The sequence below is a fragment of the Pectobacterium aquaticum genome (assembly GCF_003382565.3).
In the GTDB taxonomy this organism is placed as follows: Bacteria; Pseudomonadota; Gammaproteobacteria; order Enterobacterales; family Enterobacteriaceae; genus Pectobacterium; species Pectobacterium aquaticum.
The window spans coordinates 180,508-205,778 of sequence record NZ_CP086253.1 but is presented as its reverse complement, the minus strand read 5'-3'; the positions used below and the strand labels follow the sequence as shown (position 1 = coordinate 205,778).

Below are 25,271 nucleotides of genomic sequence, written 5' to 3'. Positions count from 1 at the left end.
ATATCAAAACACATCTCTATGAGTCACTCTCAAAACACCTTCGGTGTTGTAAGGTTAAGCCTCTCGGGTCATTAGTACTGGTTAGCTCAACGTATCGCTACGCTTACACACCCAGCCTATCTACGTCGTCGTCTTCAACGGCCCTTCAGGGGCATCTAGTGCCCAGGGAAGACTCATCTCGAGGCAAGTTTCCCGCTTAGATGCTTTCAGCGGTTATCTCTTCCGCACTTAGCTACCGGGCAATGCAATTGGCATCACAACCCGAACACCAGTGGTGCGTTCACTCCGGTCCTCTCGTACTAGGAGCAACCCCTCTCAATCTTCCAACGCCCACGGCAGATAGGGACCGAACTGTCTCACGACGTTCTAAACCCAGCTCGCGTACCACTTTAAATGGCGAACAGCCATACCCTTGGGACCTACTTCAGCCCCAGGATGTGATGAGCCGACATCGAGGTGCCAAACACCGCCGTCGATATGAACTCTTGGGCGGTATCAGCCTGTTATCCCCGGAGTACCTTTTATCCGTTGAGCGATGGCCCTTCCATTCAGAACCACCGGATCACTAAGACCTGCTTTCGCACCTGCTCGAGCTGTCACTCTCGCAGTCAAGCTAGCTTATGCCTTTGCACTAACCTCCTGATGTCCGACCAGGATTAGCTAACCTTCGTGCTCCTCCGTTACGCTTTGGGAGGAGACCGCCCCAGTCAAACTACCCACCAGACACTGTCCGCAACCCGGATTACGGGCCCACGTTAGAACATCAAACATTAAAGGGTGGTATTTCAAGGTTGGCTCCACAAGAACTGGCGTCCTCGCTTCAAAGCCTCCCACCTATCCTACACATCAAGGCTCAAGGTTCAGTGTCAAGCTATAGTAAAGGTTCACGGGGTCTTTCCGTCTTGCCGCGGGTACACTGCATCTTCACAGCGAGTTCAATTTCACTGAGTCTCGGGTGGAGACAGCCTGGCCATCATTACGCCATTCGTGCAGGTCGGAACTTACCCGACAAGGAATTTCGCTACCTTAGGACCGTTATAGTTACGGCCGCCGTTTACCGGGGCTTCGATCAAGAGCTTCGCCTTGCGGCTGACCCCATCAATTAACCTTCCGGCACCGGGCAGGCGTCACACCGTATACGTCCACTTTCGTGTTTGCACAGTGCTGTGTTTTTATTAAACAGTTGCAGCCAGCTGGTATCTTCGACTGAGTTCAGCTCCGTGAGCACGTCACTTCACCTACCATCAGCGTGCCTTCTCCCGAAGTTACGGCACCATTTTGCCTAGTTCCTTCACCCGAGTTCTCTCAAGCGCCTGAGTATTCTCTACCTGACCACCTGTGTCGGTTTGGGGTACGATTTGATGTTACCTGGAGCTTAGAGGCTTTTCCTGGAAGCGTAGCATTGGTTACTTCATCACCGTAGTGACTCGTCATCACGCCTCAGTGTTAATGACGACCCGGATTTACCAAGGTCATCCACCTTCACGCTTAAACCGGGACAACCGTCGCCCGGATAACCTAGCTTTCTCCGTCCCCCCTTCGCAGTAACACCGAGTACAGGAATATTAACCTGTTTCCCATCGACTACGCTTTTCAGCCTCGCCTTAGGGGTCGACTCACCCTGCCCCGATTAACGTTGGACAGGAACCCTTGGTCTTCCGGCGTGCGGGTTTTTCACCCGCATTATCGTTACTTATGTCAGCATTCGCACTTCTGATACCTCCAGCAGCCCTCACAGGCCACCTTCGACGGCTTACAGAACGCTCCCCTACCCAACAACACCTAAGTGTCGCTGCCGCAGCTTCGGTGCATGGTTTAGCCCCGTTACATCTTCCGCGCAGGCCGACTCGACCAGTGAGCTATTACGCTTTCTTTAAATGATGGCTGCTTCTAAGCCAACATCCTGGCTGTCTATGCCTTCCCACATCGTTTCCCACTTAACCATGACTTTGGGACCTTAGCTGGCGGTCTGGGTTGTTTCCCTCTTCACGACGAACGTTAGCACCCGCCGTGTGTCTCCCGTGATAACATTCTTCGGTATTCGGAGTTTGCATCGGGTTGGTAAGTCGGGATGACCCCCTAGCCGAAACAGTGCTCTACCCCCGAAGATGAATTCACGAGGCGCTACCTAAATAGCTTTCGGGGAGAACCAGCTATCTCCCGGTTTGATTGGCCTTTCACCCCCAGCCACAAGTCATCCGCTAATTTTTCAACATTAGTCGGTTCGGTCCTCCAGTTAGTGTTACCCAACCTTCAACCTGCCCATGGCTAGATCACCGGGTTTCGGGTCTATACCCTGCAACTTAACGCCCAGTTAAGACTCGGTTTCCCTGCGGCTCCCCTATACGGTTAACCTTGCTACAGAATATAAGTCGCTGACCCATTATACAAAAGGTACGCAGTCACCTAACAAGTAGGCTCCCACTGCTTGTACGTACACGGTTTCAGGTTCTATTTCACTCCCCTCGCCGGGGTTCTTTTCGCCTTTCCCTCACGGTACTGGTTCACTATCGGTCAGTCAGGAGTATTTAGCCTTGGAGGATGGTCCCCCCATATTCAGACAGGATGTCACGTGTCCCGCCCTACTCATCGAACTCACAACTTGTGCATTTTTGTGTACGGGACTATCACCCTTTACTGTGCGACTTTCCAGACGCTTCCACTAACACACAAACTGATTCAGGTTCTGGGCTCCTCCCCGTTCGCTCGCCGCTACTGGGGGAATCTCGGTTGATTTCTTTTCCTCGGGGTACTGAGATGTTTCAGTTCCCCCGGTTCGCCTCATGACACTATGTATTCATGTCATGATAGTGTGTCGAAACACACTGGGTTTCCCCATTCGGGTATCGTCGGGTATAACGCTTCATATCAGCTTACCGACGCTTATCGCAGATTAGCACGCCCTTCATCGCCTCTGACTGCCTAGGCATCCACCGTGTACGCTTAGTCGCTTAACCTCACAACCCGAAGGTGTCTTTAATAAATAAAGCCAACGTCGCGCTGCGATTATTTGAGAGACTCATTGACAAACTGATTCATCACTCACACTACATTACTGTTGTGTCAGTATGTTCAGCTGTCATGTTTCAATTTTCAGCTTGTTCCAGATTGTTAAAGAGCAAAACGTCGCAGTGCACCCATACAGGTACACTCTGAAGTTTTCTATACAGCGAGTAGTGATGGTGGAGCTATGCGGGATCGAACCGCAGACCTCCTGCGTGCAAGGCAGGCGCTCTCCCAGCTGAGCTATAACCCCATCGTTGCTTACAGATACCTTAGATACCACTCACGGAAGAGTTGGTAGGCCTGAGTGGACTTGAACCACCGACCTCACCCTTATCAGGGGTGCGCTCTAACCACCTGAGCTACAAGCCTATTAAGGTATTTCTGCTCGTTATTTTCATCAGACAATCTGTGTGAGCACTTCACTTAACACACATCTTCTTGGTAAGGAGGTGATCCAACCGCAGGTTCCCCTACGGTTACCTTGTTACGACTTCACCCCAGTCATGAATCACAAAGTGGTAAGCGCCCTCCCGAAGGTTAAGCTACCTACTTCTTTTGCAACCCACTCCCATGGTGTGACGGGCGGTGTGTACAAGGCCCGGGAACGTATTCACCGTAGCATTCTGATCTACGATTACTAGCGATTCCGACTTCATGGAGTCGAGTTGCAGACTCCAATCCGGACTACGACGTACTTTATGAGGTCCGCTTGCTCTCGCGAGGTCGCTTCTCTTTGTATACGCCATTGTAGCACGTGTGTAGCCCTACTCGTAAGGGCCATGATGACTTGACGTCATCCCCACCTTCCTCCGGTTTATCACCGGCAGTCTCCTTTGAGTTCCCGACCGAATCGCTGGCAACAAAGGATAAGGGTTGCGCTCGTTGCGGGACTTAACCCAACATTTCACAACACGAGCTGACGACAGCCATGCAGCACCTGTCTCACAGTTCCCGAAGGCACTAAGGTATCTCTACCAAATTCTGTGGATGTCAAGAGTAGGTAAGGTTCTTCGCGTTGCATCGAATTAAACCACATGCTCCACCGCTTGTGCGGGCCCCCGTCAATTCATTTGAGTTTTAACCTTGCGGCCGTACTCCCCAGGCGGTCGATTTAACGCGTTAGCTCCGGAAGCCACGCCTCAAGGGCACAACCTCCAAATCGACATCGTTTACAGCGTGGACTACCAGGGTATCTAATCCTGTTTGCTCCCCACGCTTTCGCACCTGAGCGTCAGTCTTTGTCCAGGGGGCCGCCTTCGCCACCGGTATTCCTCCAGATCTCTACGCATTTCACCGCTACACCTGGAATTCTACCCCCCTCTACAAGACTCTAGCCTGTCAGTTTTGAATGCAGTTCCCAGGTTAAGCCCGGGGATTTCACATCCAACTTAACAGACCGCCTGCGTGCGCTTTACGCCCAGTCATTCCGATTAACGCTTGCACCCTCCGTATTACCGCGGCTGCTGGCACGGAGTTAGCCGGTGCTTCTTCTGCGGGTAACGTCAATCGATAAGGTTATTAACCTCACCGCCTTCCTCCCCGCTGAAAGTGCTTTACAACCCGAAGGCCTTCTTCACACACGCGGCATGGCTGCATCAGGCTTGCGCCCATTGTGCAATATTCCCCACTGCTGCCTCCCGTAGGAGTCTGGACCGTGTCTCAGTTCCAGTGTGGCTGGTCATCCTCTCAGACCAGCTAGGGATCGTCGCCTAGGTGAGCCATTACCTCACCTACTAGCTAATCCCATCTGGGCACATCCGATGGCGAGAGGCCCTAAGGTCCCCCTCTTTGGTCCGAAGACGTTATGCGGTATTAGCTACCGTTTCCAGTAGTTATCCCCCTCCATCAGGCAGTTTCCCAGACATTACTCACCCGTCCGCCGCTCGTCACCCAGAGAGCAAGCTCTCCTGTGCTACCGCTCGACTTGCATGTGTTAGGCCTGCCGCCAGCGTTCAATCTGAGCCATGATCAAACTCTTCAATTTAAGATTTGTTTGATTTGCTGAACTCGTCAGCGATGCTCAAAGAATTAGTCACTGTTCATTCGTAATGAATTTTACTGTTGTTCACTCTTCAAGACTTTTTTATATCGTTAAGATACGGTCTTGTGAGTGCCCACACAGATTGTCTGATTAAATTGTTAAAGAGCAGTGCCACTTCATCGGTGGCGCGGGCTGCACATACTATGCTTTTCCGCTGTGAAGTCAAGTCATTACTGACTGCTTCGTTGAATCTTTTTGCTGTCACCACAACCGCGTGTCGCTGTTGCCGTGTCAGTGGATGCGCATTATAGGGACTTCTCGGCCACTGACAAGCGCTAAATGCAAAAAAATTATCGCTTGTCTACTATTTGCCCACAAGGCTATCAAAGTGGCAATTTTTCCAGCGAATTGAAGCCATAACGCTGCAATATTGGCCACAGCGTAGCGACTTTAGGTGTAATCGCTAAGCAATAAACCAGATTCTTATCTGTCGAAAGTGCAGGATTATCCAGATTAGCAATCAGCCATGCTGTTCTTCTGGCAATAGCGGCACCGGAATCGACAAGACGTGTTCCATCTGGCAAGGCCATTTTCAGCTCTTCTGCTAATAATGGAAAATGCGTACACCCGAGCACGACCGTATCTGGCGGTTCCGGTAAACGTAACCAAGGGCGCAGAATTTTTTGCAGTTCGGAAATAGAGATCGTCTCCCCCTGCAATTTCGCTTCTGCTAACTCGACCAGCTCTGACGATCCCAATGACAAAATCTGGCAATCCGTCGCAAAACGGGCAATAAGTTCGTGCGTATACGGGCGTTGAACCGTTGCGCGCGTCGCCAATAGGCCAACAACACCGTTGCGCGTCAGCTTAGCCGCTGGTTTAACCGCTGGGACGACGCCCACGACAGGGAAAGTAAAGCGCTCACGTAACGCAGGAAGGGAAATCGTACTCGCCGTATTGCAGGCGATCACAACTAATGCAAGCTGATGGCGTTGTTGAACTGCGTTAACAATCTCAACCACGCGCTCGATAATGAACTGCTGTGATTTCTCACCATAGGGAAACGCTTCATTATCGAATGCGTATATATAGTGAAGATCCGGCAAGAGCTGCCGGATTTCATCATAAACAGACAGCCCGCCTACGCCGGAATCGAAGACCAGAATCGTAGGACGGGATGGCAGGTTAGAAGGTATAACTTCCTGTGAGATAGTATTCTCGCCCTGCCGTGCGGTAGCCATATGCCGTCTCATAATCTTTATCAAACAGGTTTGCGATTCTACCACGAACTGTCAGATGAGAGGTGATCGGATATGAGGCAGCGAGATCCCAAAGGCTATATCCTCCAAGCTTCACGGGTTTAGGTTGGAAAGTAATAGGATCAAAATCCGAATCGGAACGAGCACCTTGGTAAAGCCACGTCAACGACACATTGACATTATTTTCCAATGTTGTAGCAAGTTCATACTTCGCTTTCTTATGGGCACGGCGAGCCAAACCTTTGTCTGTAGTTTTATCTTTGGCGTCTAGGTACTCTAAAGTGACTTGATGCGAAAGCCACCCAGTGTCATACGCTGCAGTAAACTCAGCCCCAGTCATTACCGCTTTACCGATATTATCGTAGGTACTCTGGCCTAGAGGGAGTGAACGAAAGTTAATGAGGTTATCAACTTCATTACGGTAACCGGACACCCGCCAGTTCACCGGACCACTTAAGCCTTCTACGCCAAGTTCCCACTGCTTACTTTCTTCAGGCGATAAATTGGGATTCCCCTGCGAGTATGCAGTGTCATATATCTTGTCAAATGTCGGTGCTTTAAATGCTGTACCGTAAGAGCCTAAAATTCGGTAACCGTCAATAAACTCCCATGCGGCACCGGTTTGCCACGTACCGTGTCGGCCATATTGTTGATTATCATCACCACGAACAGCGCCCTCTAACGTAACAGAACCAAACTGCTGCTGAGTTGTTAAATAGATGCCTGTATTGTCACGGCTATGAGCCTGATTATAGGCGGCGCTGCCTCCTGGTTGCGCTCGTTCATTGCGCCAGTCAGTTCCGACACTTACGCTACCATTTCCTACACTGAAGACATTGCCCCATTGCAGATTACGTTGCTCAATTTGCGTAATCGTGCCGTTATATTTTCCGGTCACATCATTAAAATTGAGATCATCATAGGTTTGGTAACTAGCAATTAATTGGCTTGAATATATACCTTCGTTGAACTTCAGACCCGCGTCATAATTTCGAGTATTCAAATAACGCTTATCATTTCCTTGAGCGGTACCAACAACATCATAATCCGTATTATTGTCATATCCATAGGCACGGAAAAAACCGGAAGTATTTTCAGAGAAACGCTGTTCCAGCGATCCCCAAAAAGATTTGCTGCGATAACCATCATTATCTCTGTCAGCTGGCCAAGGCGAGGAAGGATAGACATTATATCCATGGGTAGCTTCATAGCTTCCTGCAACACTGACAACGGTATTGTCACTCACATGACCACGTACTGAACCATCATAGTTTTGATAAGCATGAGAACCGTAACCAGCATTTAGCACGCCTCCATCCTGAGCACGTTCAGTAATAATATTGATGACGCCACTGATAGCATCAGAACCGTACACAGCAGAACGAGGGCCACGAATATATTCAATACGCTGTACTAACGACATAGGTATCTGACTGAAGTCAACACTGCCAGAGACTCCTGCAGAGGCAAGACGAACGCCGTCAACCAGCACCAATACATGGTTAGAATTGCTGCCACGAATAAACATCGAACCAAGTTGTCCTCGGCCACCATTCTCAGCAATATCTACTCCCGGTAAACGACGCATCACATCATTGAGCGACTTGGCCTGCCAACGGTCGATATCAGCCCGAGTTACGATACTGTTTGCCGCCAGCACCGAAGAAACCGGCTGTGCGAAACGATTTGCTGTGACTACCATATCATCGGCATTTTTTTCCGATGACGGATTTTGGCTTTCCTGTGCCCAGCCAGAAAATGCCGTGACGGAAAGCGCCGTCAGCAGCGAAATTTTTTTAATCATTGTTAAAGCATCCGAGAAATAATAAGGATGCCGCAGGCTCTGTTAATAGCACGCGATATGCAGAACCAATTGCGACGTATTCCGGCAGGTCTTCGGGCTTGGATGCCGTTGTCCCACAAATCGTCAACAACGGTAGGGGATACAACGAAAGCGATGACTTCCCATCCTCAAAAGTTGAAGACAGTGTCTGCATAATAATGCTATCGCTGGGGCATTCCTTACCGCTGCGCGTCAGCTCCAGATTTACACTGGATTCCCTTTTAACTTGTGGTACAAGGCCGGACGCTCATCCTACAATCGCGAATTGTGGAAGTCTAGACTTCTATATCACTACAGGATAATCACGTAACAAAACTGGACTTTCTGGCCGGATTCCCTACAATTCCCGGCCAATAACACCCTTTTAGACGCTGTTGACGAGAAAACCATGACGCCAGAAATCCTGCCCATCGAACAATACGACGACCAGCTTGCAGAGAAAACCGAGCGTCTGCGTGGGATGATGGCACCGTTCAATGCACCGGAGCCTGTCGTCTTCCGTTCTCCCGTCACTCACTATCGGATGCGTGCCGAATTCCGTATCTGGCACGATGGCGACGAGCTTTATCACATCATGTTTGACCAGCAAACCAAACAGCGCATTCGGGTTGATCGCTTTCCGGCTGCCAGTGAACTGATCAACCGCCTGATGCCGGAGCTGCTTACCGTCATTAAGCCCGATTCTGTCCTGCGCCGCAAACTGTTCCAGATAGACTACCTGTCCACCCTGAGCGGCGAAGTGATCGTTTCGCTGCTGTATCACCGCGCACTGGATGAGGAATGGCAGGAACATGCCCGCGCTCTGCGCGATAGCCTGACAGCGCAGGGGTTCCGTCTACAGTTGATTGGTCGCGCGACAAAAACCAAAATCTGCCTCGATCGCGATTATGTCGATGAGTGCCTGCCGGTTGCAGGTCGGGATATGATTTACCGACAGGTAGAAAACAGCTTCACGCAGCCGAATGCCGCGATAAATATTCAGATGCTGGAATGGGCGCTGGATGCGACAGCGGGATCAACAGGAGATTTACTGGAGCTGTATTGCGGTAACGGCAATTTTTCACTCGCGCTGGCAAGAAATTTCGAACGCGTACTGGCGACGGAGATCGCCAAGCCCTCCGTCGCGGCGGCACAGTATAATATCGCGGCGAACCAGATAGAGAACGTGCAGATTATCCGTATGGCAGCGGAAGAATTTACTCAGGCTATGCAGGGCGTACGCCAGTTTAACCGCTTACAGGGTATCGATCTGACGAGCTACCAGTGCGAGACCATTTTTGTTGACCCGCCGCGCAGCGGACTGGATGACGAAACGGTGAAACTGGTGCAGGCGTATCCGCGCATTCTTTATATTTCCTGCAACCCGGAAACGCTGAGCAACAACCTGCAAACGCTATCGGAAACCCACGACATTCGCCGTCTGGCGCTGTTTGATCAATTCCCTTACACCCATCATATGGAGTGCGGCGTGCTGTTGGAAAAACGTCAGTAACGCACATAATCTGGCGGGTCACCCCGCCAGTATCCATCCGCTACAGCGTCTCGCTCTCTTCTGCAGATACAGCATCCGTCTCTTTTCTGCGACGCAGCTTCAGGCCAATCCAGAAAACTAACACCACGCACAGGATTGAAGGAATAAAGTTCGATCCAATCGCGGGATATTCAACGCGCACGATGGCGCTGTAAATCAACAATCCCAGCAGAAAACTGGCCGCTGCCAGCATCGGAATACCTTCCGGCATACTGTGGTGCAAATAACGTTGATGCAGACAATAAATGGATAATATCAGCGCAAGCAGGGGAAAAATCGAGAATGGAACAATGCTGCTAAACAGGGCGGAAAATGCGCCGTTTACGGATAGGCCCGCAATCAACGCCAGCACCAGCGTACCTTTTTCTTGATGAGGTTTGTGTGTCATGGTTTATCCCTTCTCATGTTGGTATAGAGGATTTATGGCACGGTAAAGCTGCTATCGTGTTCTTTTCTGTACCAGTAATAAGCACCTTTAGCGATCATCCGCAGTTGCAGTACTAGCCGCTCTTCTAGCTGTTTACGCTGTTCCAAGGAAACATCCAGGGCTTCCGCCCCCGCGCTGAAAACAATGGTCACCATCGCTTCCGACTGCGCTTCCGCGAAACTGCGGGGAATATGGTTTTCCACCTCAAGATAATCCGCCAATTCAGCGATAAAATGCTGAATTTCCCGCGCGACCGCCGCACGGAACGCCGCCGACGTCCCTGAGCGTTCACGCAGCAACAGCCGGAACGCATTAGGATTATTACCGATAAATTCCATAAAGGTGGAAACTGACGTCTTGATCACGCTACCGGTTTTGGCGATACGCTGCCGGGCCTGTCGCATTAACTGGCGCAACATCAGCCCGCTTTCGTCAACCATTGTCAGCCCCAGCTCATCCACGTCACGAAAATGACGATAGAAAGACGTCGGTGCGATACCCGCTTCACGAGCGACTTCACGCAGGCTCAGGCTGGCAAAGCTGCGCTCAGCGCTTAACTGGCTAAATGCAGCTTCAATAAGGGAACGACGAGTCCGTTCTTTCTGTTGTGCTCTGACACCCATTATGCTGCCCAAATGATCTACTCCCTTTTCCAGAGGGGCACTATAGCAAACTTTATTGTCCGCAGAATGAGACAAAGTTTGCCATATTAAGAATGTGAGAATCTGTTTCCATAGTAAAGGCAGGGATGATTGGGTTCTGCCGCAGTCGATGTTACAATGCACAATGTTACAGCCACGTTATTATTTTGTATAAAAACAGGTTTAACCTACCATGACTCTAGAACATCAATTCGATTATGATGCCATTGTGATTGGTTCCGGTCCCGGCGGTGAAGGTGCAGCAATGGGATTGGCCAAGCACGGGGCCAAAATTGCGGTGATTGAACGTCACTACAATGTCGGCGGCGGCTGTACCCACTGGGGTACGATTCCTTCTAAAGCCCTCCGCCACGCCGTCAGCCGTATTATCGAGTTCAATCAAAACCCCCTCTACAGTGACAACTCCCGCATTATTCGCTCCTCGTTTTCCGACATCCTGCGCCACGCCGACAGCGTCATTGGTCAGCAAACCCGTATGCGACAAGGATTTTATGAGCGTAATCAGTGCGAGTTGTTTTCCGGCGAAGCCAGCTTCATCGATGCACACACGATCGCTGTTCACTACCCAGACAACACCCATGAAACGCTGACCGCCGCGAATATCATTATCGCGACCGGTTCACGTCCGTATCATCCGGCAGACGTCGATTTCAACCACCCACGCATTTACGATAGCGACTCGATTCTGCAACTCGACCATGAGCCTCAGCACGTCATCATTTACGGTGCGGGCGTTATCGGCTGCGAATACGCCTCGATCTTTCGCGGCCTGAGCGTTAAGGTCGATTTAATCAATACCCGCGATAGGCTGCTGGCCTTTCTCGATCAGGAAATGTCGGATGCCCTGTCCTACCACTTCTGGAATAACGGCGTGGTGATTCGCCACAACGAAGAGTTCGAGAGTATTGAAGGGCTGTCTGACGGCGTTATCGTTAATCTGAAGTCAGGCAAAAAGATGAAGGCGGATTGCCTGCTTTATGCCAACGGACGCACGGGTAACACGGAAACGCTGGGGCTAGAGAATATCGGCCTGAGCACCGACAGCCGCGGGCAGCTCAAGGTCAACAGCATGTACCAGACGGCGCTGGCGCATATTTATGCCATCGGCGATGTCATTGGCTATCCAAGCCTAGCATCGGCGGCGTACGATCAGGGTCGACTCGCCGCACAGGCGATCATCAAAGGCGATGCCAGCGCGCATCTGATCGAAGATATCCCAACCGGCATTTATACCATCCCAGAAATCAGCTCCGTGGGGAAAACCGAGCAAGAGCTCACCGCGATGAAAGTGCCTTATGAAGTCGGGCGGGCACAGTTCAAACATCTGGCACGGGCGCAGATTGTTGGGATGAATGTGGGGAGTTTGAAGATTCTGTTCCATCGTGAAACGAAACAGATTCTGGGTATTCACTGCTTTGGTGAGCGCGCCGCTGAGATTATCCACATCGGGCAGGCCATCATGGAACAGAAAGGTGAAGGCAATACTATCGAATATTTCGTTAATACTACCTTCAACTATCCAACCATGGCAGAAGCGTACCGTGTAGCCGCGCTGAACGGGCTTAACCGCTTATTTTGACAGGTTTTCCATATAGCCTTGCATATGCTCGCGGATGGTATCAGCAAGTTGCTCATAACGTCCGCGCAGCGGTGAACCGGGGCGATACACCAGCGCGATAGTGCGCTTGGGCTCCGGCTTATAGCACGGCAAATAGCAGACGCCGTCGCGTTCGCGTTCGCGCGGAACCGATAACGCCGGCAGCAGCGTAATACCGCTTCCAGCTGCAACCATGTTGCGCAGTGTCTCCAGGCTGGTTGCTCGGAAATGCGTATCTTCATCCGCCCCCGCCTGAAAACAAAAACCCATCGCCTGATCGCGCAGGCAGTGGCCGTCTTCCAGCATCAGCAGTTTTTCACCCGCCAGATCGGACATCGCCACACGTTCGCGGTTCGCCCAAGGATGATCTTGGTAAATCGCCAGTTTCATTGGCTCGTCGAAGAGAGGAACTTCGATGAAAGCTTCGGACTCTTTCACCATCGCCAGAATGGCGCAGTCCAGTTTGCCGCTGTCCAACTGGGCTAGTAGTTGATGGGTTTGCGCTTCGTGCAGGTACATTTCGAGTTTGGGAAACGTGCGATGCAGCATCGGAATGATTTGGGGCAGCAAATAAGGCCCCACGGTGGGGATCAGGCCAATGTGCAGCGGCCCAGACATGGCTTCGCCCTGCTGGCTTGCCATCTCTTTTAGTACCTTGACCTCACGTAATACCGTTCGGGCCTGCTCGACTAGCAACAGCCCAGCCTGCGTAAACAAGACCTTGCGACTGGTTCGTTCCAGTAGCATCACCCCGAGTTCATCTTCCAGTTTACGAATCTGTCCACTGAGTGTTGGCTGACTCACATGGCAGGAATCTGCCGCACGCCGAAAGTGACGATGTTCTGCCAGCGCGACAAGATACTCTAAGTCCCGAATATTCATTATTATTCTCCTTATCATGATAGCTAACAGCAATAGATAGGATATCAATGAACGATAATCCCTATCAACAGCCAAAATGAATAATATATCCCACCAAAGCGTATCTATTTATTTCTACAGGAATAAAACAATATTTTTACGATTTCGGTACCACGGGTATACCTACTCTTGCCTTCCGCCACGCTATAACAACCAGACTAACGTCTTCAAACGACTTGGCAGCAACAGCATTTTGTGTGTATCGGCCAACGATACTCCCGCGATCGATACCTGGAAATCTGACCAGCAGGCAAAGCCATTAACAGGATGAGGATAGGTGGAGAGAAAGAGGGATTCGAATAGTCAGGCGGATGGCTCATAACGCCGCCGAGCGGTCATCGTACTGTTATGAGTGATAGAAACGATTATTTATAGGAACGACTAGCAATAAAAATGGGATAAGAGATAAAAACAGGCGCGGGAGATAAAGATTAGCCAGACGGCCGAGCCGCATGAATAGGAATCTCATCCTGAAACTCCTCCTTTTCAGAGCCGCCGTAAGTGACGTTGAAAGGCATCCCAATATCGTTACTCTTCGTCACCGCATGCGGCCTTTTTCTTCCTGAAACCTTGCGTGTCGCCTCAGCGTGCCACATTAGGGCGGACGCCCAGCGTATGGCAAATCGCGTAGCTCAGTTCAGCGCGGTTCAGCGTATAGAAATGGAAATCTTTTACGCCTTCGCGGCTGAGAATTTTCACCATATCCATAGCGATAGACGCCCCCACCATTTTGCGGGTTTCTGGATCGTTATCCAGGCCGTCAAACATGCTCGTCATCCAGTTCGGCACGCGGACGTTGGTCATCGTGGCAAATTTTTGCAACTGCTTGAAGTTCGACACTGGCAGAATGCCCGGCACAATTTCTACATCGATGCCCGTCGCCACGCAGCGGTCACGGAACCGCAGATAGCTTTCTACGTCGAAAAAGAACTGTGTGATAGCGCGATTCGCGCCAGCATCAATCTTGTGTTTCAGGTTAATCAGGTCAGCCTGTGCGCTTTTCGCTTCAGGGTGTACTTCAGGATAGGCGGCAACCGAAATATCAAAATCACCGACCTCTTTCAGTAGCGAAACCAGATCCGCCGCATACATGTCCGGTTTGCCGCCTTCTGGAGGCAAGTCGCCACGCAGCGCGACAATATGGCGGATACCGCTCTGCCAGTAATCCTGAGCGATGTCGCGCAGTTGCTCACGCGAGGCATCAATACAGGTCAGGTGAGGTGCCGCTTCCAGACCGGTACGTTCTTTAATCGTTTTGATAATGCTGTGAGTACGGTCACGCTCGCCAGAATTCGCCCCGTAAGTCACGGAAACAAACTTGGGCTTCAGGCTGCTCAGTCGATCAATAGAGCTCCACAGGGTTTCTTCCATATCACTGGTACGCGGCGGGAAAAATTCGAATGACACATTAATGCGCCCCTGTAATTCCGCCAGACTTTGATTCAGCGCTTCCCGCTGGTTTGCGTGAAAAAAGCTCATACCTGCTACCCCGTTGACCGTGACTGTTATTATCATTCGCTACACGTCTATACGTTTAGACGTCTATATAGAAAATGACGTAATCCGCTTAAAGAGTCAACGTTTTTTAGCACGACAAGCCGTGATGATTGCTCACGGTAAATGAAAAAAGTTCATGATGGGTTTCCGCAACGCGCTGTCTTGTAGTCACATTCTTATGTCAACGCGGAGACGGTTTCGTGCGCGATAATGTCGTTATTTTCATGCTACTTCGTAGCACGCGCCCGACATGGGGCGGCTCAAACGCCGCTCGCCCCATGACCCCAGGCTTTCGGCGGGAATTATGCCGCTGACGCGGTGCCTTCGTCGGTATCTGGCTTTACGGACCGCTTGCGACACGTTCCCGACGTGGCGCAAGCTCTCGCCGCGTCCTGCGGCTCATCCTAATCCAGCTATCTCCTCAGCATAATTTTTTACGCCGGATAACAGCAAAACCGTCTCTCAGACTGCATAAAAAATATGATTAAACGAAAGAGCACGCCATCAGCCACAGGGGAAATCGTGAAAATGTACGGTATGCCCTTCTTCTGTCGTCAGAAAAATGGCGTATTGCGGGGCTTCCAGACTGGTTTCAAATCCCGGAGCAAAGCGCAGCGCGGATTGATGGTTGGTGCCGCGTACCGTGCTGAACGATATTCCTCGCCAGCCGCCACTGGCTGGCCTATGCACGTGCCCCGCAGAAATATGTCGTACGTTACCGAAGCGATGACACACCTGAGACAGCGCCTCTGCCGCTTCGGGTGCCAATCGAACGCTATCAAGCGCCGGAAGCCCAATCGACATCGGAGGGTGATGCAGGAACAGGAACACATTCTTGCCTTCCGCAGCCTGAAGCTGTTGTTCCAGCCACGCTAGCCGCACTGAACACAGCGTTCCGGCAACGCCACCGGCCTGCAACGAATCCAGCAGAATGACGCAATCATCCCCCACGGACGTCACGCTCTGCACAAACCCGTTTTCATCCGCCAGCGTCGGGAACTGGGCTAAAAACGTCTCCCTGTCGTCGTGATTCCCCATCGTCACACGCCAGTGAAGCTGGAGTTCAGCCAGCGCCGAGGCCAGAAACGCATAAGATGCCGCACTGCCGTCATCGGACAGATCGCCGGAGATGACCACCAGATCGGCATCGCGATGGTGTGCGTTGATATCGGCAATCGCCGCCTTCAACTGCTGCTCTGGGTCGCGGCCATGCAAGTTGCCGCCTTGTGCGGTCAGATGGAGGTCGGAGAGTTGAATCAGTTTCATATGTATCCTCGGTTTCACTATCGACGCGCTATCGCCTGCCAGTACCGTTATGCCGACTGGCGGCGGATGAGCGGGGCAGCCACTTTCGCTCGACACGCAGGTTCTTGTACCTGAGACTGGCGTCGATCGAGCAACGCCAATGCCTGAGCCGCCATCGTTGCGGGATCCTGACGGAATGTCGTCAACGCATAGGCATCCCACCCTGCGGCCGGAATATCATCAAACCCGATGACCATAAGATCCTGCGGAACGGCAAGCCCACACTGCTTTGCGCGATCGATCACGCCGAACGCGACTAAATCGTTAACACAGAACACCGCATCTGGTCTGACGCTTTCCGGGAGCGAAAACAGCGTCTGCCCCACCGCCAGCCCATCGTCATAATCTGTATCAGTGCCGCGCACTACGGCCACGGGCAGCCCTAACGCGCATGCCTCCTCACAAAACGCCTGCTCGCGTTCAATAATATTGGGCGTTGCCGACGCCGCTCCAGCCAAAGCCAAACGCGTTCTGCCCGATGAGGCAAACAGCCGCGCGGCCATACGCGCGGCGGTGTCATTATCGATGTGTACGCTGTCACACGCCGGTTCGTGCCGCCCAATAACAATCAGCGGCTGGCCATTTAGCTGTGCCAGTTCGACAAATTCTTTTGGCGGCGAGCCGGAAAGCACAATCGTCGCTTCCGCACGGTGACCAAACAGAATGGAGCGCGCAGCAGCCATCGCTTCCCGCACATGGCCGGTATTGATGAGCACAGGAATCGAGCCGCGTTGGATTAACGCCTGCGACAGCTCTGCGACCAAATTGGCGCGAAACCCGACCTCGGGGTGTGTCACCACCAGCCCAACCAGACGACTGCTGTTCGCCAGCAGGCCGCGCGCCAGATCGTTAACCTGATACCCCAGCTCTTGCGCTGCCGTCATCACTTTGGCATAGGTGGCAGCCGACACGCTGGCGCCGGGAGTAAAACTGCGGGACACCGCCGAGCGCGATACACCAGCCCGACGCGCAACATCCTGTGCGCTGACGTAACCCGGTTTACCCACCGTCATTTCCCTATCCTTGCCATTACGTCGGCCTTTAAAAAACGTTCCACCACCAGCATGAACAGCACAGAAGGAATCAGCAGCACCAACGCAGTAATAGAAGCGATCTGATAGTTACCGCCCGCCCCCGCGGTATAGAGCAGCAGCGGCATCATCTGCACATCCGGTGCTCCCACAAAGTAGCTGCCGGTAAATTCATCCAGCGATTCGAGGAAAACGAAGATGGCCGATGCCATCAGCCCTGGCATAGCCAGCGGCAGGGTAATATCAACAAAAGCACGCCATGGCCCGGCACCAATTGAACGCGCCGCCTGCTCCATTTCACGCCCCACCGCCGAGAACGCCGCCGAAGCAATCCAGACCGCAAACACCAGCCCGTGAACCGTGTGAACCAGCACGACACCCAGCAACGTGCCGTTCAGTCCCCACTGATAAAACAGGCGGGCGATGTTGACGTACACCGTCAAATTCGGGAATGCCTGCGGGATCAGGAATACCAGCAGTATCAATCCACGAGCAGGCAGCGGCAGGCGCGCCAGCGCATATCCCGCCGGAATCGCCAGCGACAGCGAGGCCAGCACGGTGAACACCGCCACCATCACGCTATTCCCCAGCGCTTCCCAGGCCACACCGCGCGGCGAAAACACCCGCTTCCAGAAGGCAAAACCCCACTCATTGGGCAGCAGGTGAGGATAGAACCATTTCTCCGCCACCGACCACAGCAGGAGGTTAGCCAAAGGCCCAAAGATCAAGAAGATCAGCGTCCCTAGAATCAGCATTCTCGGGATCCACCACAGTACGTTCTTCATGCCTTCTCCCTCATGTTCAAGCGGAGATAAATCACGGCAAACAGGCCAGTCATCAGCAGGGAAATCACCCCCAACGCATTCGCGACGCCGTAATCGCCGTAGGCGTTAATGCGAAAGGCAATGTTGGCAGTGAGCATCGTTGGCGACTGGGCATTGATCATCATCGGTACGGACAGTACCGACATCATGGTGACGAAAGAGAGAATGAGCCCGGTGAGCAGCGTTTGCCCAACCTGAGGCACCACAATTTCACACAGGATACGCAGGCGAGATGCGCCTAAATTACGGGCGGACTCTATCATCGTGCGATCCAGCGACGCCATCGCGCCCGCAACCAGCAATGCCACAAACGGCGTCTGCTTCCAGACGAAAGCGAACACAATGCCGCGCCAATCCAGCCAGTTGCTGGCGCTGGCCATATCGACAATACCGAGCGTATCCAGCGCGCCATTCAACCAGCCGTTCTTGGCCAGAAACGTGCGTAAAATTTGCCCGGTCACGATAAACGGGATAAACAGCGGCCAGCGATAGACCCAGCGCAGCAGCGCCACCATGCGCGGGCTTTCCCCCAGTGTCAGGTAGCCGCCGATCATGACGGACAGCAGGCCGATCAGTAGCGTCGCGAGGCTCACAATCAGTAAGGTAAACAGGATATCGGGCAGATACAGCGTCAATGCCGTGACAAAATTATCAATGCCCACGCCATTCTGACTGACAAAAGCGCCCCCAACCGACAGCCCCAGCGGCGTGATAAAACAGACAGCCACCACCGCCAGCGCGGGTAGCACAAGCGCGATACCCGCCAGTCGGGAAGAGAATTGGGATACTTGCAACATGAATGTCTCCGCGCTCTGGCCTCATCCCGCCAGTGCGCATGTGATGCTAAGGGTATAAAAATTTAGGGAATGATTACTTCGCCATCGCCTGCTCATAGGCGTTTAAAATCGCGGTGTGATAAGGCGCGATAGGGAATGTCTTCCCTTTGCTCGCCAGTTCATCAGGCGTCACATCCGTGAACAGGCGTTGCCAGACGGCGGGCTTCAGCTCAGCCTGAACGTACTTGGCATCGACCCCCGGATACCAGTTAAAGCGTTCCACGATCCCTTCGGCCTGCACTTTGGCGCTGGTTGCCAATTCGACAAACTGTTTAGCCAGTTCGCGGTTCGGTGCCTGCGCGGGGATGACATAGTGCATCGGCTGCCCCGGCATACCGGGCGCAGGAAGCAGCAACTTGAAATTGTCCGGCAGTTGCCCGCTCGCTTTCCAGGAATAGAACATATCGACCCACACCGGCCCCATCGCGATTTCACCGCGGCTCAGCATGTCGAGCGTGCCAGCATTGCCCGGCGTCAGCGTCACGTTCTTGTTAAAGGCTTTCAGGCGTTCAAACGCGGGTTGCCATTTCTTCGCTTCCGCCTCATCAAACGGTCCGTTCATCAGCTTCTGGGCATCGCCGCCGTAAGCGTAAATCCAGCCCATGACGAAGCTCACTCCCGATGCGCCGCCTTTAATGCCGTTGTAGCCGAACATCTTCGGATTTGCGGCTGCCCACTGTTGGATTTCGTCATAGCTTTTAGGCGGATTCGCTACCATGCTGGGGTTATAGGCCAGCGCCGTCTGGCTACTGAACATCGGCATGACGTAGCCTTTCACGTCCGTACCCATGGCTTTATCCGCAGCAGCCATGCTGACCAGCTTGCCGCTGGCGATATCATCGCGATATTTCAGCAGGTCGCCCTTTTGCACCATCGGGCCGACAAACTTCTCATGCACAACCGCCACATCGGTGTCCCAGACTTTGGCACCAGCGGCCTGCTGTGCATTGAAACGCTCAAGAATCTTCTGCGACCCCGCATCACCTGGCCCAGTACCGACAGCGCGCACTTTTACGCCGAGATGCTGCTTCTCAAACAGCGGCCCTAAGTATTCATTCACATAATCGACCATGTTCTGGTCACCCGCCGTCAACACCGTTAATTCCTGTGCCTGTACCGCCGCCAGCGGCGTACTCATCATCAGCGTTGCAGCAAAAATGCGTTTCATCTCATTTGTCTCCAATTCAGGATCAGGCCTGGAAGCGAGGAATAACGTGAAGTGGTATTTGGTACCGCCGTCAAAGGCATAGCCTCTTCTGCCAGCGGGAAAAGAAACAGCGCCTCGGCAGGGATCTGCACGGCAACCCGCTGCCCGATGGCATAGGGGTGCGACGCATGAACCTGTATCCGCCAAGTGCCGCTGGAAATCGTATGCTGCCAGTATCCGCCGGGGTAGCTCTGTGCCTGTACCGTGCCATAGCGCATCAACATACCGGGCTGGATAAGCGGGACGTCCGCCGGATCGTAAAGACGAGCGGCTTCCGCACGAAAGCGCGCTTCTATCGGGCCGGGCGGTAGCGACGTATTCTCAGGGACCAGCGAATGGCTCTCGGCATCACCGGGAATCATCAGCGTATCGCCGTCATAACGCGCTTCCAGCACAAGCCGATTTTCCGCACCCATAAACGCTGCGACAAACGCGCTGGCCGGATGGTGGTACACCTCTTGCGGGCTACCCGCCTGCATGATGCGACCCTGATTCAAAATCACGATGCGATCCGCCATCACCATCGCTTCTTCCCGATCGTGCGTCACGTGGATCGCTGTCAGCCCCAGCCGCTGTTGCAGCGCACGAATCTCATCACGTAGCTGTAGGCGAATACGGGTATCCAGATTGGAGAGCGGTTCGTCCAGCAGCAGAATATCGGGCCGTACCGCCAGCGCACGACCCAAGGCGACGCGCTGCCGCTGTCCACCGGACAGTTCCGCTGGCTTACGGGCGCTCAGGCCCGTTAAACCGAGCATCGTTTCCAGCTCCGCTACACGGCTGGCAATTTCCGCACGTGGGACGCGGCGCAAACGCAGTCCGTAAGCAATATGCTGCGCCACCGTCATGTGCGGCCACAGCGCATAGCTCTGAAACACCAGCGCCATTCCGCGTTTCTCTGGCGGCGCTTGCGTCATGTCCTGTCCGTTAACGCGAATCGCCCCCGCACGCGGTGACGAGAAGCCAGCAACCGTACGCAGTAACGTCGTCTTGCCGCACCCTGACGAACCGAGCAACGCCACGAATTCGCCCTGTGCAATCTCCAGATGGATATCGTTCAATACCGCTGTCGTGCCGTATCCAACATGTAGATGGTCGATGACAATGTGCGGGGCTGCCGCAGAGGAAGTTGTTTTTTGCACAGCTGTGCATTCCACGATAATCAAACAATGCGCTGATTGTGCGGTGACATCGTGTCAGTGGCGTGTTGTCACTGTGACATTTCAATGACAGGACTAGTGGAGAATATGGGGAAATACGCTTAACGCTCGCCTTATATAAGTACGCGAAAGCTCTGCGGAGTTTGCCATTATCCGGCGTAAAAAATTATGCTGAAGAGATAGCAGGCTTAGGATGAGCCGCAGGGAAGCGGCTCAAGCTTGCGCCACGTCGGACAAAAACGTCAGCAACGTTTTTGAACAGCACTTGTGCTGGCCCGAAGGGCGAGTCCCATTTATGGGACGAGTAAACGTGTCGCAAGCGGTCCGTTAAGCCGGATATCGAAGAAGGCACCGCGCCAGCGGCATAATTTGCGCCGGAAAGCCTGGGGTCACGGGGCGAGCGGCGCGTGAGCCGCCCCGTGTCGGGCGTTTGCTACGAGGTAGCATGAAAATGGCGGGGTTGTGGCGCACGAAACCGTCTCTTGGTCTGCATAAAAATATGACTAAGAGACGGCCAACGGTAGCTTACGCTTACAGCAGATTTACAGTAACTGCGCCAAACGGTTCAGATCAGACTGAAGCGCACCGGCGGTAACATCGCGCCCCGCGCCCGGCCCACGGATAACAAGAGGGTTATCCCGATACCAGCGGCTTTCTATCGCAAACACGTTATCACCCGGCAACAGCGAGGCCAGCGGATGATCGGGGCGAACGGCTTCAACGCCCACACGCGCTTTACCATTGCTGTCGAAGCGTGCGACGTGACGCAGAACCAGACCCATTTCCTGTGCGGCTTCCAGACGACGCAGCATCTGCTCGTTCAGCGAATCGCCGTTCTCGAAGAAGTAATCGACAGAACCCTGCTCACAGCCCAGCGGCACCAGCGACTCAACCCGAACCTGACTCGGTTCGATATCATAGCCAGCCTCACGCGCCAGAATCACCAATTTACGCATAACGTCCTGACCAGAAAGGTCAACGCGCGGATCAGGTTCAGTCAGCCCCTGCTGGCAAGCCTGATCGACCAGTTCGGTGAACGGCACCGTGCCGTCAAACTGCAAGAACAACCAGGAAAGCGTGCCGGAGAAAATCCCGCTAATCGCCAGAATACTGTCACCGCTTTCCCGCAGATCGCGTACGGCAAAGTTGACCGGCAACCCTGCACCGACGGTCGCGTTATACAACCAGTGGCGATCCGTTTTCGCGAACGCGTCGCGGATCTGGCGGTAGTTATTGCCACCGGACGCCCCCGCCAGTTTGTTGGCGCTGATAACATGGAAACCATAGCTGGCGAAATCCAGATACAGATCGGCGACCGACTCACTGGCGGTGACGTCCAGCACCACCAAATCATCGAAGGGGTGCGCGCGCATCCACAGGAACAGATCTTCGCCATCCCGCTCTTGCGCTTCACTTTCGAAGAAAGCCAATGCACGGCTGGCATCCAGCCCATCATCGTTCAGCAAGCTGCGGGTACTGTCCACCACGCCAGCGAGTACAAACTCAAAGCCGGTACGTGCAGACAGATTACTCTGCTCACGCGCAAACAGCTCCAGCCAGCGTGAACCAATATTCCCTTTGCCAAACAGCACTAGCCCAATACGTTTTTCTGCTCGGAACAACGAATGGTGCAACCCACGAATCAAATGCTCCGTCGGACCAACACGCAGCACAGCGACCAGACTGATGCCATCATCGGCCTGGCAGACAAATTCAATCGGCTGATCTTTCAACTGCTGATAGAAACGGTGGCTGTGCAGCGGATTGTTACCCACGCCCGCACCCACCATCGCCACCATCGCCAGCCCGTCACGCTGGTTGAGCTCAACGGATAACGCGGCCTGTGTTAGCAGTTGTAATGCGCTATCCACCACTTCGGAGGTGTAGCACAGTTGCAGCAGGTTACGATCCTGATGAACGCCGATCGCCAGCGGTTTCAACTGCGCACGGTTCAGAAGCTGTTCGACTTCTTTTTGCAGCAGCGCAAAATCATGTCCTGCGGGAACCTGAACTTCAATCAGGCACACGTCATCATGGCTGGTGACAATTTTGGCACCCGTACCCGAGGCCAGCACGCGCTCAATGCGCGTCGATCCTTGTTCAGGCTGATAGCTGCAACGCAGTTGCAGGTCGATATCGCTGCCGGAAACAGGTTGTAAGGTACGCGTATGTAATACCGGAGCTGCCAGACGTGCCAGTTCACTGGCTTCATCCAAACGCAGCAGCGGCAGCAGGCAGGCATCTTTCACTTTGCGCGGGTCAGCGCTATACACCCCAGCGACGTCGCTCCAGATGGTCACGCGTTCAACGCCCGCCAACGCACCAATTTGTGTGGCGGAATAGTCACTGCCGTTGCGCCCCAGCAGCACCGTTTCACCTGCATCATTACGGCAGATAAAACCCGTTACCACTAAACGCTGCCCTGCATGTTGCGTCAGATATTGCTGTAACAGCGGCCAGGAGCGCCCTTCATCCACCTGCGGCTGCGCGGCACGCTCCGCACAGAGAAAATCACGCGCATCCAGCCACGCTGCATTCATATCCCGGTGATTCAACACGGCAGACATCAGGCGAGCCGACCAGATTTCACCGTGCCCGACCACTTCGGCGTAGACGGCATCCGTCATCTTGCCATCCAGCAGCGCAGCCAAACGCTCCAGATCGCGAATAAACTGGGCGGTCAGCGCTTCTGCCTCTTGCGCAGGCAGAAGCCCGGCAATCAGTTCACTGTGGTAGCGGCGTAATGCCTGCTGAACCTGATGCGCCGACAGGCGATCGCTTCGGCTCAGTTTCAACCAGCTAATCAGTTGATTTGTGGTACTGCCAGCGGCAGACACCACCATCAAATCACCGGGGTGGCTATACTCCGCCATAATACCGGCTACGCGCAGGTAACACTTCACATCGGCCAGACTGCTACCGCCAAACTTATGCAGCTGTCGGCCCGTTACCGATGGCGCTACTCCTAATGCACTCATTCTTACCTCTTGGCAGCGGCTTGAAACGCACGATCCAGATCGGCAACCAGATCATCGCCGTCTTCAATGCCGGTGGAAATACGCAGTAATGTTTCAGAGATACCCGCCGCCGCACGCGCTTCTGGCGCCATGCCGGCATGCGTCATCGTTGCCGCATGAGAGATGAGGCTTTCAACGCCGCCCAGCGATTCCGCCAGCGTGAACAGCTCCAGCGATGCCAGAAAACGGCGCAGCGTGTCTTCATCTCCATCCAGCTCAAAACTTAGCATAGCGCCAAAGCCAGATTGTTGACGGCGGGCAATATCATGGCCGGGATTGTTCGGCAGTGAAGGATGATACAGCGCCTTCACCAACGGCTGCGTCTGTAAGAACTCAACTACTTGTTGCGCATTACGCTGCGCGGCCGCCATACGTGGCGATAAGGTACGCAGGCCACGTAGCAGCAGATAGCTGTCAAACGCCGCACCTGTAACACCAATATTGTTTGCCCACCAGGCCAGTTCAGTAATGGTGTCGGCATCTTTGGCGATCACCGCGCCCGCCACCACGTCAGAGTGACCATTCAGGTACTTGGTACACGAATGCACCACCAGATCGGCACCCAGCTCCAGCGGCTTCTGCAACGCCGGGCTCAGGAAGGTGTTATCCACCACGCTGACCGCGCCCGCTTCCCGCGCAGCCTGACAAATCGCAGCAATATCCACGATGCGCAGCAGCGGATTGCTCGGGCTTTCCACCAGCACCAGCTTCGGCTTTTCTGCCAATGCTGCGTTGAGCGCAGCGATATCACTTTGATCGACAAATTTGACGCGAAACGCGCCGCGCTTGCTCAGGCTGTCAAACAGACGATAGCTGCCACCGTAGCAATCATGCGGTGCCACCAGCAGATCGCCGGGACGCAGGAACACCGTGCAAACCAGCATAATCGCCGACATCCCACTGCTCGTCATTACCGCACCCGCACCACCTTCCAGTTCGGCAAGCGCACGCTGCACCACATCACGCGTGGGGTTACCGCGACGCGAATAGTCGTGTGCGCGTGGCTGGTTGAATCCGGTAAAGTTATACGTGCTGGAAAGGTGAATGGGGGGGACGACGCAGCCATACTGCTCATCATCATTTAACCCGCTGCGGACTGCGATCGTTGCCTGTTTACGCGTCATCGGCTCATTTCCTGGCTTGAGGCTGAAAAGATAGGAAGTTAAG

At 53.5% G+C, this 25,271-nt stretch carries 16 protein-coding genes, 2 tRNA genes, 2 rRNA genes and 1 riboswitch; of the genes, 2 read left to right on the top strand and 18 right to left on the bottom strand.

The genetic code is table 11. The features are described 5' to 3' along the window. Positions 1-50 precede the first annotated feature (50 nt). The 6 genes from DMB82_RS00905 to btuB form a co-directional block, all read right to left on the bottom strand. Positions 51-2,957 (bottom strand): 23S ribosomal RNA (locus DMB82_RS00905). Positions 2,958-3,180: 223 nt separating this feature from the next. After that, a tRNA-Ala gene (locus tag DMB82_RS00900) sits at positions 3,181-3,256 on the bottom strand. A gap of 42 nt (positions 3,257-3,298) precedes the next feature. Beyond that, positions 3,299-3,375, bottom strand: a tRNA-Ile gene (locus DMB82_RS00895). A gap of 73 nt (positions 3,376-3,448) precedes the next feature. Beyond that, positions 3,449-4,990: ribosomal RNA gene (locus DMB82_RS00890) — 16S ribosomal RNA — on the bottom strand. Together the 16S and 23S rRNA genes with 2 tRNA genes alongside form the textbook arrangement of a ribosomal RNA operon. Before the next feature lie 380 nt (positions 4,991-5,370). Continuing rightward, entirely contained in the window at positions 5,371-6,228 is an 858-nt protein-coding gene (murI, locus tag DMB82_RS00885; protein WP_116164121.1) for a glutamate racemase, read from the bottom strand. Continuing rightward, positions 6,173-8,050 (bottom strand): TonB-dependent vitamin B12 receptor BtuB, encoded by a 1,878-nt coding sequence (gene btuB / locus DMB82_RS00880; RefSeq protein WP_116164119.1) that lies wholly within the window; start codon positions 8,048-8,050, stop codon positions 6,173-6,175. Before btuB ends, murI begins: the two co-directional genes overlap by 56 nt. Positions 8,051-8,116: 66 nt before the next feature. Continuing rightward, positions 8,117-8,346, bottom strand: a riboswitch (cobalamin riboswitch). 131 nt (positions 8,347-8,477) lie between these two features. Between btuB and trmA the strand changes: the two genes are divergently transcribed. Next, positions 8,478-9,581, top strand: coding sequence for a tRNA (uridine(54)-C5)-methyltransferase TrmA (gene trmA / locus DMB82_RS00875; protein ID WP_116164117.1), 1,104 nt, complete (start codon positions 8,478-8,480; stop codon positions 9,579-9,581). 40 nt (positions 9,582-9,621) lie between these two features. Here trmA and DMB82_RS00870 read toward each other — a convergent pair whose 3' ends face one another. Together DMB82_RS00870 and fabR are read right to left on the bottom strand one after the other, a co-directional pair. Continuing rightward, complete coding sequence (locus DMB82_RS00870; protein ID WP_102118181.1) at positions 9,622-10,008, bottom strand: YijD family membrane protein; 387 nt, start codon at positions 10,006-10,008, stop codon at positions 9,622-9,624. A gap of 32 nt (positions 10,009-10,040) precedes the next feature. Continuing rightward, positions 10,041-10,670 carry an HTH-type transcriptional repressor FabR gene (fabR, locus tag DMB82_RS00865; RefSeq protein ID WP_167469173.1) on the bottom strand — a complete coding sequence of 210 codons (630 nt, stop codon included), beginning with the start codon at positions 10,668-10,670 and terminating at the stop codon, positions 10,041-10,043. Between the two features lie 211 nt (positions 10,671-10,881). On the opposite strand from fabR, the gene sthA reads away from it, so the two are divergent. Further along, the gene (gene sthA, locus DMB82_RS00860) at positions 10,882-12,288 is read left to right on the top strand and encodes a Si-specific NAD(P)(+) transhydrogenase (protein ID WP_102118179.1); all 1,407 of its coding nucleotides are present in this window, start codon (positions 10,882-10,884) and stop codon (positions 12,286-12,288) included. On the opposite strand, the gene oxyR is transcribed toward sthA, so the two are convergent. The 10 genes from oxyR to metB form a co-directional block, all read right to left on the bottom strand. Further along, a complete protein-coding gene (gene oxyR / locus DMB82_RS00855) occupies positions 12,280-13,188 on the bottom strand; it encodes a DNA-binding transcriptional regulator OxyR (RefSeq protein WP_102118178.1) in 909 nt (302 codons plus the stop codon). The genes sthA and oxyR overlap by 9 nt on opposite strands. A gap of 621 nt (positions 13,189-13,809) precedes the next feature. Next, the gene (gene metF, locus DMB82_RS00850) at positions 13,810-14,706 is read right to left on the bottom strand and encodes a methylenetetrahydrofolate reductase (RefSeq protein WP_102118177.1); all 897 of its coding nucleotides are present in this window, start codon (positions 14,704-14,706) and stop codon (positions 13,810-13,812) included. A gap of 522 nt (positions 14,707-15,228) precedes the next feature. After that, positions 15,229-15,990, bottom strand: a complete 762-nt coding sequence (locus DMB82_RS00845; protein ID WP_116164115.1) for a phosphodiesterase — start codon at positions 15,988-15,990, stop codon at positions 15,229-15,231. 47 nt (positions 15,991-16,037) lie between these two features. Then, a complete protein-coding gene (locus DMB82_RS00840; protein WP_102118174.1) occupies positions 16,038-17,042 on the bottom strand; it encodes a LacI family DNA-binding transcriptional regulator in 1,005 nt (334 codons plus the stop codon). Then, positions 17,039-17,845, bottom strand: a complete 807-nt coding sequence (locus DMB82_RS00835) for an ABC transporter permease (protein ID WP_116164113.1) — start codon at positions 17,843-17,845, stop codon at positions 17,039-17,041. The genes DMB82_RS00840 and DMB82_RS00835 overlap by 4 nt, the downstream gene beginning before the upstream one ends. Beyond that, positions 17,842-18,681 carry an ABC transporter permease gene (locus tag DMB82_RS00830; RefSeq protein WP_039486819.1) on the bottom strand — a complete coding sequence of 280 codons (840 nt, stop codon included), beginning with the start codon at positions 18,679-18,681 and terminating at the stop codon, positions 17,842-17,844. The genes DMB82_RS00835 and DMB82_RS00830 overlap by 4 nt, the downstream gene beginning before the upstream one ends. A gap of 73 nt (positions 18,682-18,754) precedes the next feature. Then, a complete protein-coding gene (locus tag DMB82_RS00825; RefSeq protein ID WP_116164111.1) occupies positions 18,755-19,888 on the bottom strand; it encodes an extracellular solute-binding protein in 1,134 nt (377 codons plus the stop codon). Beyond that, positions 19,885-21,069 carry an ABC transporter ATP-binding protein gene (locus DMB82_RS00820; protein WP_116164109.1) on the bottom strand — a complete coding sequence of 395 codons (1,185 nt, stop codon included), beginning with the start codon at positions 21,067-21,069 and terminating at the stop codon, positions 19,885-19,887. The genes DMB82_RS00825 and DMB82_RS00820 overlap by 4 nt, the downstream gene beginning before the upstream one ends. Positions 21,070-21,629: 560 nt before the next feature. Further along, positions 21,630-24,065 carry a bifunctional aspartate kinase/homoserine dehydrogenase II gene (locus DMB82_RS00815; protein WP_102118170.1) on the bottom strand — a complete coding sequence of 812 codons (2,436 nt, stop codon included), beginning with the start codon at positions 24,063-24,065 and terminating at the stop codon, positions 21,630-21,632. A gap of 2 nt (positions 24,066-24,067) precedes the next feature. Continuing rightward, entirely contained in the window at positions 24,068-25,228 is a 1,161-nt protein-coding gene (gene metB / locus DMB82_RS00810; protein WP_116164107.1) for a cystathionine gamma-synthase, read from the bottom strand. Positions 25,229-25,271: the final 43 nt, after the last annotated feature.